The sequence below is a fragment of the Novosphingobium taihuense genome, from assembly GCF_007830315.1.
GTDB lineage: Bacteria > Pseudomonadota > Alphaproteobacteria > Sphingomonadales > Sphingomonadaceae > Novosphingobium > Novosphingobium taihuense.
Genome location: NZ_VLKJ01000016.1, coordinates 1 through 19351, shown reverse-complemented (window position 1 = coordinate 19351; position 19351 = coordinate 1). Strand labels below are relative to the sequence as shown.

10 protein-coding genes and 1 pseudogene are annotated in these 19351 nt (G+C 59.8%); all 11 read left to right on the top strand.

The window, feature by feature from the left end; genetic code table 11:
* The first annotated feature begins 170 nt into the window (after nt 1-170).
* A complete protein-coding gene (locus IQ25_RS19360; RefSeq protein ID WP_144907957.1) occupies nt 171-1220 on the top strand; it encodes a RepB family plasmid replication initiator protein in 1050 nt (349 codons plus the stop codon).
* A gap of 62 nt (nt 1221-1282) precedes the next feature.
* On the top strand, nt 1283-2482 hold the full coding sequence (locus IQ25_RS19355; protein ID WP_144907929.1) for an AAA family ATPase: 1200 nt from the start codon (nt 1283-1285) through the stop codon (nt 2480-2482).
* Nucleotides 2483-2518: 36 nt separating this feature from the next.
* The gene (locus IQ25_RS19350) at nt 2519-3535 is read left to right on the top strand and encodes a ParB/RepB/Spo0J family partition protein (protein WP_144907928.1); all 1017 of its coding nucleotides are present in this window, start codon (nt 2519-2521) and stop codon (nt 3533-3535) included.
* Nucleotides 3536-3675: 140 nt separating this feature from the next.
* Nucleotides 3676-3996, top strand: a complete 321-nt coding sequence (locus tag IQ25_RS19345; RefSeq protein WP_144907927.1) for a WGR domain-containing protein — start codon at nt 3676-3678, stop codon at nt 3994-3996.
* 185 nt (nt 3997-4181) lie between these two features.
* A complete protein-coding gene (locus tag IQ25_RS21240) occupies nt 4182-7232 on the top strand; it encodes an McrB family protein (RefSeq protein ID WP_220094566.1) in 3051 nt (1016 codons plus the stop codon).
* The gene (locus IQ25_RS19335) at nt 7229-8557 is read left to right on the top strand and encodes an McrC family protein (RefSeq protein ID WP_144907926.1); all 1329 of its coding nucleotides are present in this window, start codon (nt 7229-7231) and stop codon (nt 8555-8557) included. Before IQ25_RS21240 ends, IQ25_RS19335 begins: the two co-directional genes overlap by 4 nt.
* Nucleotides 8558-8618: 61 nt before the next feature.
* Nucleotides 8619-9596 (top strand): helix-turn-helix transcriptional regulator, encoded by a 978-nt coding sequence (locus IQ25_RS19330; RefSeq protein WP_144907925.1) that lies wholly within the window; start codon nt 8619-8621, stop codon nt 9594-9596.
* 55 nt (nt 9597-9651) lie between these two features.
* Nucleotides 9652-10479 carry an EcsC family protein gene (locus IQ25_RS19325; RefSeq protein ID WP_158637804.1) on the top strand — a complete coding sequence of 276 codons (828 nt, stop codon included), beginning with the start codon at nt 9652-9654 and terminating at the stop codon, nt 10477-10479.
* Nucleotides 10480-10648: 169 nt separating this feature from the next.
* A complete protein-coding gene (locus IQ25_RS19320) occupies nt 10649-15769 on the top strand; it encodes a DEAD/DEAH box helicase (RefSeq protein WP_144907923.1) in 5121 nt (1706 codons plus the stop codon).
* Entirely contained in the window at nt 15766-18561 is a 2796-nt protein-coding gene (locus IQ25_RS19315; RefSeq protein ID WP_181447290.1) for a DEAD/DEAH box helicase, read from the top strand. Before IQ25_RS19320 ends, IQ25_RS19315 begins: the two co-directional genes overlap by 4 nt.
* Nucleotides 18561-19351 (top strand): annotated as a pseudogene (locus IQ25_RS19310) (Eco57I restriction-modification methylase domain-containing protein); the annotation flags it as partial. The gene IQ25_RS19315 and the pseudogene IQ25_RS19310, both read left to right, overlap by 1 nt.

The window sequence follows — 19351 nt, the reverse complement described above, 5'->3', positions numbered from 1 at the left end:
CATCGCGAGTCGCTCCAAATCGCTATCCTGACTCCTTGGGGGAGCATTACTGACCCCGCTTGACTTTGCAGGTCAGGATAAGATCATGAGCAAGCATGAATCAACCTGCCCAGACATTCTTGGAGGATATCGCAGAAGCTGCTCGCGAGGAGCAGGCGACCGGACGCGCCATGAAAGTGGCGCGGGCTGTTGCATCCAGGAAGACAGACGAGTTCGTAAAACCTGGGGATCTGGTCGAAGTTCGCTTCGTCAAAGGGCATTCACTCAGTCTTACGGCCTCGCGCTTGCTGGCACTGATGATCCTTGCAGCCGGGGCAGACGCTTGGGAGGATCGGCGTCACCGCATGCGCAAGGCCGACATCAGGCGCGGTCACAAAGGGAACGAGCGTATCGGTGAAATGCTCGAGGAGCTTCATCGAACCTTGTTCTCCCACGACGATCGTTCCTGGCGAGGGAAGAAGGCAGTCACGCGCTTTCCCTTGATTCAACTTTCGAGCGAGGAAGTCGACGAAGACGGCACCGTCGACGAAGGCTGGATCGAGTGGGAATTTACGCCCTGGGCGCGCAAGCTGATCAAGGAATCCGAATCCTACGCCGTGATGAACCGCCAGGCCGTGCTTGGCTTCCGTTCGAACTATGCGCTCAGACTGTACGAATTTGGTTCACTTCGCCTTCATCGGCGGCAGCCGGTCTGGAAGACTGACCTGACAGAACTTCGCGCTGGTCTCGGGATCGATCCGGACGTCTATACCGACTTCGCCCAGCTACGTCGCAAGGTGCTCGAAAAGGCCAAAAGCGAAATCGATCAGTTGGCCCACTTCACGGTTGATTGGACTGAACGCAAGCAGGGCCGCAAGGTCATTGGTGTGGACTTCGAGTTCAAGGCCAAGCAGCCGCCAGAGCAGATTGCCACCATCGACGAGCTGTCTCGTCATTCGGTAGGCAGGAAGGCTCGCAGGGACGGCGCAGTGGAGAAGATGGAAGCTCCCTCCCCCGCCCTGCCCCAGTCGTTTCCCTCCGGCAGTCTCAGCTTTGGCGCTGATGAGGAGTTCTTCGGACGCATCGCAGTCGCGCACGGGGGCGGATGGGACCGCAACGTCATTGCACAGGCCTACAGAGACCAGATGGGCCAGCGACTGGCCAAGCTGAAAGGCGAGCGTCTCGTCAAATCGTTCGAGGGCTTCTGCCAGGCTTTCGCCTCCACCCGAGGCCGACCATAGCGCTTCGCTTTGACTTTCGAAAATAGGAGCCCTATCGCTCCAAAATCGAAAGTGAGGCGTGTATGGCTTCGAATACCATGGATATCAGCGGCAGCCGGGCAAATATCTCCCGGCTTGCGGCGCAATCCGCGACGGTTCTCGAGCAACTTCGTAATGAAGTCAGGAATTCGCGAGCCGATGAGCGGCGCGAACCGATCTTCACAATAGGCCGCGCTGCAGAATTGGTCGGTCGAACGCCTGCGGCAATTCGAGACGCCGAGAAGGATGGACGTCTCTCCGCACCGGACAGGACTGCCACCAACCGCCGAGTCGGTTACACACTGCGCCAATTGAATGAGATGCGTGATGTCTTCGGCACGCGGCCCAGTCGCAAGGCCGATGACCCGATTTCCGTCGTTGCTGTCCAGAACTTCAAAGGCGGTGTCGGCAAGTCTACCGTGTCCGTCCATCTCGCCCAGTACCTTGCCATAAAGGGCTACAGGGTCTGCCTCATCGATTGCGACAGCCAGGCATCTGCCACCACCCTTTTCGGCTATGTGCCCGACCTTGATCTGACCGAGGAAGAGACCCTTTACCCTTTCCTCCGCTATGACGACATGTCGAGCCTTTCCTACGCGGTTAAGAAGACCCATTTTGACGGACTGGACTTGGTGCCGGCGAACCTGAGGCTCTTCAACGCGGAGTACGAACTGGCGGCGCGCATGGCCACCGGCGAAGGCGCTTTGTTAAACCGACTGGCCGTCGGAATAGCTTCCATCGCCGACAACTACGATGTCGTGGTGATCGATCCGCCCCCTGCCCTCGGGGCGATTTCGCTATCGGTTCTTCGCGCGGCAAATGCCTTGGTGGTCCCCCTGCCCCCGACCGTGATGGACTTTGCATCGACGACTGCTTTCCTCGTCATGCTTGAGGAAACGATGCTTACACTTGCCGAGCACGGGTATGCCCCCGACTTGGCATTCATGCGTTTCCTGGCGTCCAAGGTTGACGACAACAAGTCAATGCAGCGCGAGATGATGGACCTGTTCCGCAGCCTCTATGGTCATGATCTCATTCGCACGCCGCTCAAGGATTCGGCGGAGATCGATAACGCCACGGCGCGTCTCATGACTGTCTATGAGTTGAGCGGACCCATCACCAGCAAAGGTGTTCGCGATCGCTGCCTCACCTATCTGGAGGGAGTGAATTCGGAAATCGAAACCGAGATCCGGAAGACTTGGCCTAGCCATGCTGAAGCGCTGCGGCGCAGTGGTTTGGCATAAAATTGCACCGGTGCAATTTTGTTGGGATGTGATTGAATGGCAAAGAGAAATCAGGGTTTTGCAGCGGGCTTGGCAGCTAATATCGCGGCACTCCAGAAGGATGCGGCGCCTGCCTCTCACCGGCCGACTGAGACACTTGTTTCGCGAGGGAACACTCTGGCTGAGCTGTCAACCGGCGTAAAGTCGGTGAAAACCCAGCAAAGGGTCGATCCTGCCAAGTGCAAGATGTGGGTGCACCATAACCGCGATTACGGAGCCCTTGATTATACGCGCTGCCAAGACCTGATCGAAAGCATCAAGGCACAGGGTAAACAAGAGGTCCCGGCGATCGTGCGGCGACTCACGGGCGATCCAGACTATGACTTTGAGGTTATCTGCGGAGCAAGGCGGCACTGGTCAGTATCGTGGCTACGACAGCATAACTATCCAGAAATTGGTTTTTTCATCGAAGCACGGGAAATCACCGATGAAGAAGCGTTCCGGATTTCCGACCTCGAAAACCGTGCTCGGGAGGATCTTACCGATTTCGAGCGGGCACGGGATTATCTGCGCGCTCTCGAGCAATATTACGGCGGCAAGCAGAAGGACATGGCCGAGCGCCTCAATGTCACTCCAAGCTGGCTAAGCCGGTACCTTGACCTTGCGCGCTTACCCTTTGAACTTGTGCAGGCATTCCAGAGTCCTCATGATCTCCGCATCAAGCATGTGACCCAGCTCAAGCCGCTGATGAAGCCACCGGTGAAGTATGAGCAGGTTGAGCGGCGAGCAGCCGAACTCGCAAAAGATGTGAAGGCAGGGGGAGCGCTGTCACCTGCCGAAGTAATCAAGCAACTCGCTATCGCCTACAAGGGCCCCCAGAAGGTCAGGATAGGCGCAAGGGGAGGCGGACAGCATGAGACGATCATGGACAAGGCAGGCAAGCCGATAATGACGGTTCACAAGCCGAAGAGAGGCGAGGGCGTCAGTATAACGCTCATTCCGGATGGGAAGGGCAATCGTGCGGAGGTTTTGGCCGCCTTCAAAGATGTGCTTACTGCTTACTGGCCAGAGTAGGTTGGGCGCCAAGCCTTGGCAGCCAAAAGCTCAATCCTGACCTCTTGGGGGCGGAGATATCGCATAGCTGAATCAGTCTGAGAGAACTGATTCGGAATACTTGTTGGACGGGGCGAGCGGGATGACCTCAATCTCCCACCATGGTCCAGAGCAGCACTGAAGCATTCATCTACCTTGAGGCAACCTGCCCGGAACGCAATGTCGCCCGACGATACTCGATCAGCATATCCAGAGATCTTTTCGGCGAGACCATCGTCGATGTTTCATGGGGCCGCATCGGTAGTCGCGGGCAGGGAAGGGCAGTGTCCTTCTCATCATCCGGGGACGCTACTACCTTCGCGCACAAGCTTCTCAATCGACGCAAAGGTGCACCTAAACGTATTGGTACAGCGTACGCTGTGATCGACAGTTACGGTTGGAAGGCGGCGCTTGAGGCGAAAAGTCCAAAGCAAAGCCTTTGAGCAATATGGGCAAAAGTGTGATCAACAATATTGTCCAACCCAGAGCGCTCTGCGATCATTTCCCCGCCTGAAGCTTACTTGATGGTCTCTGCTCAATTGCTCTGAGCTGCAGTATCAATCCTCATGCGACCATAATTGTCGCAGCTGTGCGTAAGCCGCCGGGTAGCACGTATGGCGGAGACGAAATGTTAGACGCAGAATTCAAGGCTTGGCTCGACCAACGTTTGTGGAAGGGCAAGCCCCTTGAGAAGAAGGCGAAGGACAATCGCTACCGCCGGTCAACGCGCGCGGAGAGAGGGTTGGCTGGACTGGGCTTCACGCAAAATACGCTTGAGGCAGTCTATGCCGATGGCCAGTGGAACGCGCTTCTGGAGAAGTTGGCCGAGCTGAAGCGTCCGGACGCCGATCCGGACGTGGTGAGATCAGTCGTGCCACAGGCCGTTGATCCAGCAGGTCAGCTCCGCCAGATGATCGCCGCACTGCGGCAGTATGGTTATTTCCTCGAAGGCAGGGATCCAAATTACGGGCCTGCTCTGGCTGAGCTGCAAGGAGCAGATGACGATGAGTCGGAAACCCCGCTTTACGTCGTTACCAATCTCTACGGCCAGGCCGACGGCTTCGACGGGTTTATCGAGCGGGGCGAATGGACCCTTCTTTATGACAGCGATACTGCGCTGAACCAACTGGTCCGCGAGATGCGGCCGGGCGATATCATCGCCATGCGCGACTATCTTCCGAACCGTCGCGATGTGCCTTTCGATTCGAAAGGCAAACTCGTATCTGCCATGCGTTTCCGGGCCATCGGTACGGTCACGCGCCAGCGTGACGACGGCATCGGCGTGGATGTCGACTGGCATGTCCTGCCCACCCCCAGGACCTGGTATTTCTACACTTATGGCAAAGCAGTCTGGCGCCCGCCTCTGACCAGCCCCTCGGCCGCCCAGCTGCGCGACTTTCTCCTTGAGGACGTACCGCAGGACTTTGACTGGTTCATCGAAAGGTGGTGGCCGGCCAAACCTGCAATTCGAATCAGGAACAACGTGCTCGCTGACCTGCGCAAGCTGTTCCTCGAAAAGCATCCGGACTTTTCGACCTTTGCGGAAACCAAGACATTCCAGGCTGGGGAGGGCGGTTACAAGAACGCGCTGATAGAGCGTGCCGCAATACTCATAGCGGAGTCCCCCGAGGGCGACGACGCAGGCCTTGGCGCTGCACTCCTGGACCTTGCCATCGGCAAAAGCGGCTTGCCCAGCAATCTCATTGACTGGCGAACAGCCAAGCTTGTCGAGACTGTGAGGGAAGCCGAGCCCGGACTTATAGAACGGGCAACCGGTGAACTGGCACGCTCCGAAGACGCGATGGCTGCCGTCATCGCCTGGGTCGACCTGCTTTGGCCAGCGTTCCAGTCAGCGGCACTGGAAGGCAATCCGTACGCGGAAAGCCGCAATGTGCCGACCATCGTTCGTGCGCTGGTCGATCCGGCTGGAATGTTCCCTATTCGTTCTCGTCCGACCGACAATGCTTCCATGATGCTGACTGGTAAGTGGGCTTTCCCATCACAACCTCTCGCGACGGACGATCTGGCTGGGGTCATGGGATTGGCCGATGCCCTGATGGACCGTCTGCGCGAATGGGGGTGGGAGCCTCGCGACTACTGGGATGTCCAAGGCTTCATCTGGGAGACCTGCCAGAAGCGCATCGAGGCCAAGAGCCTGGATAGGGACGAGGTTCAGGAACCGCTGGGCGAGGGACCTTACTGGTTCGTCGGGGCGGCGTTTGGGGGCAAGGAGGACCAGCTCGATCGCTTTCTGGCTCAAGGCGTATGGGAGATCCACACGCCTTCGGACAAGCACCGGGAGCAGGTGCTCCGGATGGCTCCGGGCGAACGGATCGCCATCAAGGCGGCCTACGTCCGCAAGAAGGACCTGCCGTTCGACAACCAGGAGCGGATCGTCTCATGCATGTCGATCAAGGCCACAGGCACTATCACCGGCAACCCGGGCGACGGCGAGCGAGTTACCGTCAAGTGGGACCCGGCGCAGGAACCGCGCGAATGGTACCACTACACATATCAGCCCACAATCTGGGAGGTGTACCCTTCCAAGGAAATGGGCAGGCGCCTGATCGAATTTGCCTTCCATGGACGGGAACAGGACATCCCGTGGTTCATGGCCAACATCAGTAATTGGAAGGATCTGGCCGTAGCCGCGCCTGAAGTCGTGCGCGATCCCGTCTCCTACGACCCGGTCAATCTTGTGCTCTATGGTCCGCCCGGCACTGGAAAGACCTACGCCACCATGGGGGCAGCTGTTCGCCTTTGCCTGGGGCTCACGCAGAATGATCCGCTCATTTGCAATCCTGCGCGACGCGAGGAACTGCGCGAGATCTATGCCGGACTGCGTGAAAGCGGCCAGATTGGCTTCGTCACTTTCCACCAGAACTTCTCGTACGAGGACTTCGTCGAGGGCATGCGCCCCAAGGCCCTGCCGGGCGGCGGATTCACGCTGGAAGCTGTGCCCGGCATCTTTCGCATCATGGCCGAGGCAGCCAGCAAGAGCGCCGAGGAGCACGTACTGGTAATCGACGAGGTCAACCGGGCAAACGTCTCAAAGGTCTTCGGCGAGCTCATCACGCTCATCGAACCCGACAAACGCCAAGGCATGGACGAGCAACTTACGTTGGCCTTGCCCTATAGCCGCGAGGCATTCTCGGTGCCGCCGAACCTGCACATCATCGGTACGATGAACACGGCCGATCGCTCGATCGCCTTGCTCGACACAGCCCTACGCCGCCGCTTCCGGTTCGAGGAAATCGCTCCACAGCCCGAGCTTTTGGGCGAGAACGTCGATGGCGTCCCCATGGCAGCGGTCCTGCGCGCCATCAATGACCGGATCGAGTACTTGATCGACCGTGATCACCGCATCGGTCACGCCTTCTTCATCAGATGCAAGACCCGCGCCGCTATCGACGCTGCCATGCGCGACAAGGTCATCCCTCTGCTTCAGGAATACTTCTTCGAGGACTGGAGCCGGATTGCTGCAGTCGTGGGGAAGGGCTTCATCGAGGAGCGCAAACTGGCTCCACCGCCCGGGCTCGATTTTGCCGAAGCGAAACGAAGTTGGCAGGTGCGCAAGGCATTCCTTCCTGACGCCTACGACATTCTGCTGGGCAATGTGAGAGTGCAGCAAGCCGAGGCAGAGGTGCTGGAGGTCATGGTAACTGCAGAAGAGCAATGACGCATCGGACCTGCCATGAATGGGGCCGCGTGGCCGTGGGGGAGGGGGGCTTCACGCTCGCGCAGTCCGAAGCCCTTCTCGCTGCGGCCAGAGCGCATCCGTGCGGCGGCGGAGATGGTAGCGGCATCCTGGTCGATAACCGACGCCACCTCTCGGCACGGCAGGTCGTAGGCGTCCTGGCGGCTGGCGGGGCGAGCATCGAGATTCTGCCCAAGGTGGACCCGGCGGATCCCGATGAGGCGGCTCCTACCGTGCGCAGGCGACTGCTTCACATGCTCGACGTGGCAATGGGACTCGACCTTGCAGCCGGCCCCTCCGCCAATCTGAGCCTGCAGAACGAGACACTCCTCGACATCCTGATCCGCCATTTCGCGGAACGGCTGCTCACCGAACTGCGCCGCGGCCTTCCCCGCCGTTACAGTGCGCAGGAAGACGATCTTCAAACACTGCGCGGCAGTCTCGACGTCGTGCGGCAGTTCACCGTCCACGCCCTGCGCCCGGATCGCCTTGCCTGCCGCTTTGACAGCCTCGAGAGCGATACGCCGCTCATGCGGATCATGAAGGCCTGCGTGGTCATGCTCGGCGTGTATGCCAAAGGCTTCGAAACCAAGCGCATGCTGGGCGAACTTCGCCACTATCTCGCGGCCATTCCCGATGTCCCGCAGCGCCGGCTGCCGTGGTCCGAGGTCCGCATCGACCGCACCAACCAGCGCTGGCGCAGCTTGTTCGACCTCGCGCAACTGCTTCTCGGCAGGAATTGGCAAAGCACGCAGCACAGCCAGGCCGCGCGCGAAGGCGTCGGCATACTGTTTCCCATGAATGATCTGTTCGAGGCATACGTCGCGGCCAAGCTCAAGCAGGTCATGGCCGGTTCCGATATCGAGCTCGTTGCGCAAGGCGGTCTGCGGCATTGCCTTGGCGAATGGAGCGAGGAGCAGATTTGTCAGGGCAACCTGTTCCTGACCAAGCCCGATCTCCTCCTCAGGCGGCAAGGACAAGTGCTTGCCGTGATCGACACCAAGTGGAAGCGCCTTGGAGACCCACTCGACCGTAAACAGGGCGTATCTCAGTCGGACGTCTACCAGATGATGGCCTACGCGAGACTCTATCGCTGCGATCGCCTGATGCTCCTCTATCCCTCCATCCCCGGCCAACCCAGCTCCATCCGTGGGCAATACGGCTTGGCCAATGGCAGAGAGCGTCTAAGCCTGGGCCAGATCGACGTTGCCAACCTTCAGGGAATAGCCAGCAGTATTCGAGATATCGTGCTGCCGGAACTTGGCATCGGGGCAGTAGAAAATCACCATTTCGGTGGAAGATCCTGATTATCTTTGGATTTTCAGAACTTCTCGTTCGATAAGCAGGGACGATGAGTGGGGGTAATCGATGACTGCGCGGATGGCGAAGCTCGACCGGGCGATCAAGCTCGTCCATTTGCTGTGCGAGTCTGCTGAAGGCCTCACGCTGGACGAAATGGCCGATCGTCTCGAAGTCAATCGCCGCACGGTCGAGCGATTGCGCAACGTGATCATGCTTCATTTCGACCTCGAAGACGTGGTCGATGGCCGGTCCAAGCGCTTCCGTATTCGGGATAGTCTTCGCCGAGTGTATGCGCGCCCGACTGCCGAGGAAATCGCAGCACTACAGGCGGAATGCGAGGCGCGGAGCAGGGAAGGGGGCTCTCAGGCGGTTCTGCTCACCAGCCTCCTCTCGAAGATCAAGGGTTGGCTCGACCAGCGTGAGAAATCGCGCCTCGAACCCGATCTTGATGCACTTGCCAGGCTGCAGCGCAGCCGCGTTACCGCTGGCCCTGCGGTAGGCTCGTGCGATGCGGCAATGTCGCTGATCCAGCAGGCGATCATGGTCGGCGTCGCTGTCGAGTTTGACTACACCCCCGAAGGCGCTTCTGAACCCAAGTGGCGCCGAGTGGTCCCCTATGGTCTGATCCATGGACCGGTGACCTACCTCATCGGCAAGATGCCTTCGCGCGAGCGCGATCCCGTCCATTATCGCCTCGATCGTATGAGCAACCTCAAGTTGGGCAACGAACCACATCCCGTGCCTGATGACTGGGACCTCGATGCCTGGCTGGCGCAAAGCTTCGGAATCTGGCGGGAAGACGATTACGAGATCGTCCTTCGCGTGCTGCCCAGCGCCGTTTTGCGTGCCAAGGCGTGGCGCTTCCATCCATCACAGACTTTCGAGGACGACGGCAACGAACTCCTCGTCCGCTTCCGCGCCGGCGGCCTGCGTGAGGTTGCCGAGCACCTGTTCACATGGGGCGGCGACGTCCGCATCGAGGCACCCGAGGAACTACGCAAGGTCATGCGCGAGCGCGTGATGCTCGCGTGGGCTTCGACATGACGACCGCATTTGTCGTCACAGAGGTTAAAAGATTGACCGACTCATGGGGGCACAGATGACTGACTTTGGAAACGCCTGCAGCGGCTTCAATGCCGAAGAGATCGCAGAACTTGCCGCGATTGCATCTACTTACTTGAGCGCTGGCGGCATGGTGGTGAAGCTTTCAAACCTCCTTGGTAGCAAGATCGAAGGTGTGATTGATGAGATTCCTGCTGCGCTGCAGAACCTGGTAAGCGACGCGTCTGACCTTGCACTTCGCGGTGCCTATCTCGCTGCGGCTGCAACGCAGGCAGACGAGGCCTCCGATAGTTACTTTAACCGGGCAATGACCTACTTCAAGGGAGAGCGCTGGCATAAGATTGCGACCGGCCTCTCCGGGGCTGTGGGCGGGGCGGGAGGCTTGGCAACGACTGCAGCTGAACTTGCCGCAACGACGACATTGATCATGAGGTCGATCCAGCAAATTGCATCTGAGTACGGCGAGGACATTCAGAGCGAGGATGTCAGGGTGCAATGCCTCGCGGTTTTCGGATTCGGCGGCCCTTTGACAGAGGATGACGACGTTGAAACCGGCCTATATGGCGTTCGCATGGCACTCGCGACGAGCAAGACGCTCGAAACGGTCCTCAAGGTCGTCCTGCCGCGCTTCGGTGTGGTGGTGACAGAGAAGGTACTTGCGCAGGCAACCCCACTGCTAGGCGCGGCTGCCGGCGCAACGATCAATCCCATGTTCACGGCCTACTACCAGGATATGGCGCACGTCCATTTCCGCTTGCGCCGCATGGAAAATCTGCATGACCCGGACCAAATCCGGGCATGCTTCGAAAGGATCGTGCGATCTCAGCGAGAGACCAGAAAGCGCACAAAGACCGTAAAGCCCTGACTAATGCTGATCGTGTGTTCTCTCGCACCGACAGCGGCTGCAGATGCCCTCAAAGCGATACTGCGATAGCGCAACCGCGCTGGGTAATGGCTTTTAGACTTCTCTACCGAGCCAATTTCGTTCCTGCGGGATGCGACCAAATTAGTCGACAACGGCGTAAGGATTTAGAGTGAACGTTTTCGAAATTGATGCCGACCTCATTGGCCGCTACGAGAAGTTTGCTCGGTCTTTCACGACGATCAGAGCGCCGGATATTTCGGCGCAGGTCAACGAGATTTACGACAGCAAGCAGTTTTGGCCTGAGCCGCTCATCGGCATCAATCCCGCTTTCCTGAAAGGTCAGAGTCTCCCAGCTCTAGCAGTTTCCGGAGAGGTTGACCCGGATCTGCCAAAGATATTTGCTTTGGGTTCGCCACGATCTCCGATCGGATTGCACCGGCATCAAGAGCAGGCTCTCGCGAAGGCGCTGGCTGGGCGGAATTACGTTGTCACCACTGGCACGGGTTCGGGCAAGTCGCTCTGCTTCTTCGTGCCCATCATCGATCGCATTCTCAAAGCACGGCGTGCGAACGAACCGCGCCGGACACGTGCGATTGTAATCTATCCGATGAACGCCCTGGCAAATTCACAACGTGAGGAGCTCGAAAAGTTTATCGGTGGCTGTGGTTTGGACAAGTCACTCAGGCCCACGTTCGCGCGATACACGGGGCAGGAAAGTGAAGCCGAAAGGCAGCAAGTTGCAAGTGATCCACCAGATATTCTGCTGACAAACTTCATGATGCTCGAACTGCTCATGACAAGGCAGGACGAACTTGACCGCAAGGTCGTTGCGAACATGCAAGGCCTAGAGTTTCTGGTGCTTGATGAGCTCCACACCTACCGTGGCCGGCAGGGCGCCGACGTGGCAATGCTGGTTAGGCGAGTACGTGAGCGGGTTGGCTCGGCCAGCATGCTTTGCGTTGGAACCTCGGCAACCATGGCATCTGGAGATGAAGACGCTGGTAGGGAGGCTGTGGCCAAGGTTGGGACGCTCCTCTTCGGAAGTATCGTTGCGAAAGAAGACGTCATCACGGAAAGTCTGGAGCGCTGCACGGAAGGCGTTCCGACAGAGGCGGCGCTTGCCTCAGCACTTGCGAACCCGGGGCCATTGCCCACTACGCCTGATGCATTTCGTGCCGATCCGCTGGCATGCTGGATTGAAATGAACATCGGCCTGGAAGGTGGAGAAGTTCTGAAGCGACGCACTCCGATCACTTTGACTGCGGCTGCGCAGACTCTCTCCAACCTGACGAACGTGGATGAAGTGCGCTGCCGCACGGTCCTTGCGGATCGTCTCACTGCGATGAGCAACGCAAAGGATGCACAAGACCGAGCCTTTATGGCTTTCAAATTACACCGATTTCTTTCTGGAGCGGGCCACGCCCACTCCACACTTCATGGTTCAGAAAAACGACGGACAACCTTGGCGGCCGAGAAGTTCTCGCGCGAGGAGCCAGAGGCGAGGCTTTATCCGGTGTTCTTCTGTCGCGAATGCGGACAGGAAGTTCACAGCGTAACCATAGATCCCGCCGGAATTGTCATCGCCCGATCTATCGATGTGACACCGCGCGCTACGACCGATGAGGACGGGCAGGAGCATGGGTTCCTAGTACCTGACGCCGACGGCAGTTTGGACTTCGCCGGGGATCTTGAGGATTACCCTGACGATTGGATCGAGCAGTCTCCGAGCGGTTCTCCCAGATTGCGCGCAAGCCATCGCGGCAAGCATGAGGGGCGGATGATGATCCTTGGCCCCGACGGAACGCGCAACGAGGATGGTTTGCGCTGCTGGTTCTTCCCGGGCCGCTATCGTTTCTGTCCACATTGCAAAGATCAGCCTGCGCCGGGCGCGCGCGACATAAACAAGCTTGCGGGTCTCTCTGCCGAAGGTCGAAGTTCGGCAACGACGCTGATTACTGCCACGGCTCTCGATTGGATGGAACGCGCGCAGGTTCCCGAACATTCCTACCGGCGCAAATTGCTCGGTTTTACCGACAATCGCCAAGATGCGGCGTTACAGGCGGGCCATTTCAACGATTTTATTTTCGTGACGCTTCTGCGAGGCGCAATGCTGCGTGCCGTGACCAAAGCGGGCGAAGACGGGCTCGAATACGAGCAGTTCGGAAATGCTCTGCGCAAGGCGCTCGGCTTTGACCCGGAGAACCTCGACCGGCGCAAGCATTGGATGCTGGATCCCGATCCCATTGGTTTCCAGGCCCTCGAGAAAGCGAAAAAGGCCATCAACCGAGTTTTAGCTCACCGGCTTTGGAACGATCTGCGACGTGGATGGCGCTTTACCAATCCAAACCTTGATCAGCTCGATCTATTACGGGTTGAATATCCCGGGCTGGAAATGCTTGCGCATGATGCAAAGGCTTGTGCTGGTGAGGGTTACGACCGGATTGATGATAACCAGAAGCGCGGGTTTGCCCTGCTGTCTCAAGCGACTGCTGCGCAGCGTGTCGACATGTTCAGAAATCTGTTCGAGCACATGCGCCATGGTCTCGCCATCCAGGTCGACGCTCTTGACGAAACGGAAGTTCGCGAAGCAGCGGAGCAATCGCGGCAAGTTTTGAAAGACCCATGGTCCATAGCGTCCGAGGAAGAGAACAGTTTGTCCTTCCAGACCGCGCTGGTCGTCGGCAACGAGGGCGGCAAGTACGACCGCATCGTAAGGGCTTCCGCCAGAGGAAATCTCGCGAAGGCGTTGTCAAAGCCGTTGGGCCACGTTCCGCTTGGCGATCGCGAATTGCTCATTGAGGCGATGCTCCTGGCGGCGCAACGGCATCAGATGGTTCGGCAAATATCCGCCGGGAGAATGACGGGGTGGAGGCTGGCGCCTTCGGCAATCCTATTGAAGCTAGGGTCGGGCAAACCAAAGGCTTCGCAGGACAACGAATTCTTCCGCGATCTTTACGCCGACGTTGCGGCCAGACTGGGTGTCGGTGGGGCCCTGCCAATGGCTTTCGAGGGTCGCGAGCACACCGCACAGGTCGATGCCCTGGTGCGCGAAATGCGCGAGTGCAGGTTCCGGTATGGCGAGCATGACATTGATCGCATGGCCGAGATTTCGCAAGCTTCGGGCGGCAAGGTGAAGGGTGAGAAGCGCGACTTTCTGCCCTTGCTTTACTGCTCCCCCACGATGGAGCTCGGCGTCGATATCTCGCAGCTGAATGTAGTGTACCTTCGCAACGCACCTCCCACCCCCGCCAACTATGCACAGCGCGCCGGTCGTGCGGGTCGCAGCGGTCAAGCCGCCCTAGTTGTAACGTATTGCGCGGCCCAGAGCCCGCATGATCAGTACTATTTTGCGCGCCGCACGGATCTCGTTGCGGGCATCGTAAGGCCCCCTGCAATCGATTTGCTCAATCCTGATCTTCTCGAGACTCATGTCCATGCAGAATGGCTTTCGGCGATGGGACAAAAGCTGGGCAAGTCCATCCCGGAAAATCTGGACATGGCAAATCCTGCGCTACCCATCAGTGAACAGTTGGCAACATCTCTTCGCGTGGCGACCGCAGACCAAGAAGCACGCGATCGTGCTACCCGGGTTATCGCGTCGGCAATTCCGCAAACGGGCTCTGAAGCGATCGGTGATCCGGCGGAGTTCGTGTCTGCCCGCTGGGCAGGCGCAGATGCCGCCTTCGACTCTGCGTTCAACCGGTGGCGTACTCTCTTTAAATCGGCGAATGAGGAGAGGAATGCTGCCGCAAAGCTTGGCGATCAGCCAGGACTTTCAGCGCAGGAGCGCAAAGAAGCGCGTCAGCGTTATGTCGCTGCCGACAAACAGGTCGAACTCCTGCAACAAGGCACGTCGTCTGCGAGTTCGGACTTTTACGCCTATCGCTACCTTGCGACGGAAGGTTTCCTCCCTGGGTACAACTTCCCGCGCCTCCCCCTCTATGCATTCGTTGACAGCGAAAAGGGATCAACCGTCCTTCAAAGGCCCCGCTTCCTGGCGCTCGCTGAGTTTGGCCCCAACAGCCTCGTCTATCATGAAGGCAAAGCCTATCGCTGTAATCGTGCAAAACTCCCTGCGGGTACACGAAATGCCGACAACTCACTGGTCACGCGCAAGCTGCGGTGCTGCCAGAGCTGCGGTGCCGCGCATGAAGCTGAAACGCAGGAACGGTGCATGGTCTGCAACGCTCCGCTGACCGAGGAAGGCGTGCTTGCCAAGCTTTATCGCGTCGAGAACGTAGATGCCGTCCCCGGTGCGCGCATCACCGCAAACGACGAAGATCGCCAGCGGCGTGGCTTCGAGTTGCGAACGGTCTTCCAATGGAATCCAGACAAGCAGGAGCAACTGCTCCTCAAGGCAGACGATAGCCCGCTTGCGGTCGCACGTTACGGGCCCCAGACCCGCCTGTCTCGCGTCAACCTTGGGCTAAGGCGGCGTGCAAAGAAGGAGGATGTCGGCTTCGAGATCGACACAATCTCCGGCCGCTGGCTCAAAAATGCAGATGATGAGGAGGATACCACCGATCCCAAAAGCGCACGGCGTCAGACGATCGTGCCAATGGTTGAGGACACGAAGAACGCTCTCTTGCTGACGTTTGACCAAGCGCTTAAACTCGATAATGAACAGTTGGCGACAGTCCAACACGCCTTGATCCGCGCGATTGAAACTGAGCACGTTCTTGAAACAGGTGAGTTGCTGGGCGAGCCACTGCCGACCCGTGACAATCGCCAGGCAATCCTTTTTTACGAGGCGTCAGAAGGCGGAGCGGGTGTTCTGAAACGTCTGATGGAAGACGCGGGGCGTTGGCGGCGCCTAGCCGAAGTTGCTCTCGAACTCATGCACTATAAACGCGACGGTGTGGATCTTGTCGATAGTGAAGAGCCGTGCGTGGATGGTTGCTACCGCTGTCTGCTTTCCTACTACAACCAGCCTGACCACGAATTGATCAACCGACGAGATACGAAGGTTCTCACGGTCCTTGATCAACTTACTCGCGCAGAAAAGGACAGGCCTGCGACAACGCAATGCAATGCTGAAGAGCCGTTGGCGAGTGCGTGGCGGAAGGCCCTCCTCAATTGGAATGCGCCGCTTCCGGTGTCAGAGACAATCGACGGCGTCGTTTATCCTCTGTGCTGGCCGCAGTTGATGGCAATGGCAGTGCAGGGGGAGGCACCTTCGGCACTTGTTACAAGATGCAATTCGATCGGCCGAATTCTCATTGAATTGCCGGAATCGCCCGGCGCCGAAATACCTGCCGAACTCGCGTTGGCCCTTGGAGTGACACAATGAATTCTGAAGCAAGTGTCCTACAGGTCTCGCAGGTGCAGATCGGCGATCTCGTGCAAGCTCGCGGGCGCGAATGGATAGTTCTCGCAAAGCCAACCGATACCCTCCTGCGGGTGCGACCGCTTTCCGGATCTGAAGAAGATGCGGTCCTGCTCGCGCCGAAGCTTGAACGTGAAAAGGTGCGCCCAGCCACGTTCAGCTTGCCGACACCGCAGCAACTCGACAGCCAGGATGCTGCACGGCTCTTGGCGGATGCTCTGCGTCTTTCGCTACGACGTGGTGCTGGCCCGTTCCGAAGTGCTGCGCACCTGGGCGTAGAGCCTCGTGCCTATCAGTTGGTCCCGATGCTCATGGCGATGCGACTGGACGTGAAGCGGCTGCTGATCGCGGACGACGTTGGCATTGGCAAGACGATCGAAGCTGGCATGATCCTGCGTGAGATGCTTGATCGCGGCGAAGTCGACAGCTTCACTGTGCTATGCCCTCCCCACCTTGTAGATCAGTGGGTTGCCGAGCTCGCTGAGAAGTTCGATATTGACGCTGTCGCGGTCACATCTGCGCGGGCGCGAGCCTTGGAGCAGGGCATTGCGCTGGGGGATACGATCTTTGGCGTGCACCCCTTCACAGTAGTCAGTCTCGACTACATCAAGGCGGATAGCCGGCGGGAGAGTTTTGCGCAGGCTTGTCCGGCGATGGTGATAGTTGATGAAGCACATGCGTGTGTGGGGGGTAGTGAACGAGGAATCCAACAGCGGTTTTCCCTGTTGGAAAGGCTGGCCGAGGACGCGGGGCGGCATATGCTGCTGCTTACCGCCACGCCCCACAGCGGCAACCAAGACGCCTATGCGCGGCTGCTGAGCCTGCTGCACCCCGACCTTGCGGGCGGCCCGGATTCCCCCGACCCGAACGCGGTGGAGCGCTATCGCCGCCGCCTTGCCCAGCATTTCGTGCAACGCCGACGCCCCGACATTGCCGACAAGTGGGGCGAGGCCCGCGCTTTTGCCAAGGCGATGAAAGCCGACGCGCCCTATACCCTGACCGGCGACTTCCAGGCTTTCCAGGAGGACGTGCTGGAATACTGCCTCGGCGTGGCCACGCGGGCCGATGGCGAGCGCGCGCGCAGGCTGGCGTTCTGGGGCACGCTGGCGCTGATGCGCTGCGTCGGATCAAGCCCGGCAGCTGCGGTATCGGCCCTGCGCAACCGGTTGGGTGGCATGGCAGAGGAGGCCGCGCTAGAGCCGGTGCTGTTCGATGCCGACGAAGGCCAGCTGGCCGACAACGACGTGGAACCCGCCACCGCACCTGACAGCGAGGAAGCCGCCGAGCTGAAGACGCTGATCACCCGCGCCGAAAACCTTGCCGCACGCTTTGGCGAAGACCCCAAGCTGCGCGAGCTGGTGCGGCAGGTGAAGGTCCTCATCGAGAAGGGCGCGCGGCCGGTCATCTTCTGCCGCTTCATCACCACCGCCGAGGCGCTGGGCGAGGCCCTGCGCGCGCAGTTCAAGAAGCAGACCGTGGAAGTCGTCACCGGCCGCCTGACGCCCGAGGAACGGCGCGAGCGCGTGGAAGCACTGGCCGACTTCCCCGACCGCATCCTGGTGGCGACCGATTGCCTTTCCGAAGGCATCAATCTGCAATCGCTGTTCAGCGCGGTGGTCCACTACGACCTCAACTGGAACCCCACCCGCCACCAGCAGCGCGACGGACGCGTCGACCGCTTTGGCCAGCAGGCAGAGCAGGTGTTTTCGATCATGATGTTCGGCGCCAATTCGATCATCGATGGCGCGGTGATCAAGGTGATTACCGAAAAGATGCGCCGGATCGAGAAGGAGACCGGCGTGGTCGTGCCGATCCCCGAGGATTCCGCCAGCGTTTCCAGCGCGTTGATGCAGGCCATGTTGCTCGATCCCAACCGATCGCGCCGACAGATCCAGTTCGATTTCGGCGACGCGGACCAGCAGCTTGAAATTCGGTGGAAGGACGCCGAGGAGACCGCCCGCAAGAGCCAGACGCGATATGCCCAAGGCGCGCTGAAGCCCGAGGAAGTCCTGCCCGAATGGCAGCGGATGCGCGACCTGCTGGGCGCACAAACCGAAGTGGAGCGCTTCACCCGCCGCGCCCTGGCGCGCGTGGAAACGCCGATGGGCGAGAAGGGCCGGAACTGGCGCGTGCGCTATGAAGATCTGCCGCTGCAACTGGCCGAGAAGCTGAAAGCGCGCGGACTGACCGGCACCCGCACGATCAGCTTTGCCGATCATCCCGCGCCCGACGTGGCCCACGTGGGCCGCACCCACCCGCTGGTGGCGACACTGGCCGAGACCATGGCCGAAGGCGCGCTCGATCCCGGTGGGGTGGAAGGCAAGGCCACGCTGGGCCGCGCCGGAGCCTGGCGCACGCGGGCGGTGCAGACCCTGACGACGGTGCTGCTGCTGCGCCTGCGCTTCAAGCTGAAAACCAGCGGACGGCGCACGCTGCTGGCCGAAGAGGCAACCGCGATTGCCTTTGGCCCCGATGCGTTCGCGCATGGCCCAGAGGCACTGGCCCTGCTGGAGCCACAGGCAACCGGCGATCTGGCCGAACATATCATCCCCCGGCAGGTGGAGCAGGCGCTTTCCCGCCTGCCGCAATATCAGGCCGCGATTGCCGCCCATGCGCAGGAGCGTGCCGCCGCCCTGCGCGAGGATCATGACCGGGTGCGCGCCGCCACGCGCGGGGAAGGGGTGACGACCGAAGTGGAAGCCGTGCTGCCTGCCGACGTGATCGGCATCTATGTGCTTGTGCCGGAGGCGAACTGATGGCCCGCAAATCCCGCGTTGCCGAACTGGGCCTTGTTGCGCTGACCATCGAAGGCGGCTTGATCGCGCCCGAACAGGTGCAGAAGATCATCGGCGCGGATCGTACGCCCAAGACCGCCGAATCCTATGCCTGTCCCAAGGGCACGAGCCTGGGTGACGAGATTGCCCGATACTTCCGCATCGGGCAGGCAATCTGGCGCGATTATGACAAGGCCGAGGCCAAGACCGTGACGCGCACCGCGCTGTTTGCGCGCGAACTGCTGGAACAGTGCCTTGGCTTTCATGATCTGCACGGGCCGGTGGAGCACTATCAGGGCAATCGCCGCTATCGCTTGGCGCTGGAGGCCAAGGGCGGGCGCGTGCCGGTGGTTTGCGCCGCGCCGGTGCCAGGGGCGGACGGCTTTGCCCGTTCCATGCCCGAATTCGGCGATGGAGAAGGCGGCCGCGCACGGCGCAGCCCGGCGGCGCTGCTGCAGGACTGGCTGAACGCCAATCCGACGTTTTATTGGGGCATGGTCTTTGCCGGAGACCGGGTGCGGCTGCTGCGTGACAATGCCAGCCTGACCCGCCCTGCGTGGATCGAGGCCGATCTGGGCCGGATGTTCGCCGAAGAGGCGCCCTATTCCGATTTCGTAGCGTTCTGGCTGCTGTTCCACGCCACCCGCTTTGGCGCAGAGGGCGCAGCGGCTTCCGATTGCGCGCTGGAGCAGTGGCGCGAAGCGGGGATGAAGCAGGGGATCGAGGCCCGCAAGGACCTTTATGCCAATGTGGCAACCGCACTGGAAGAGCT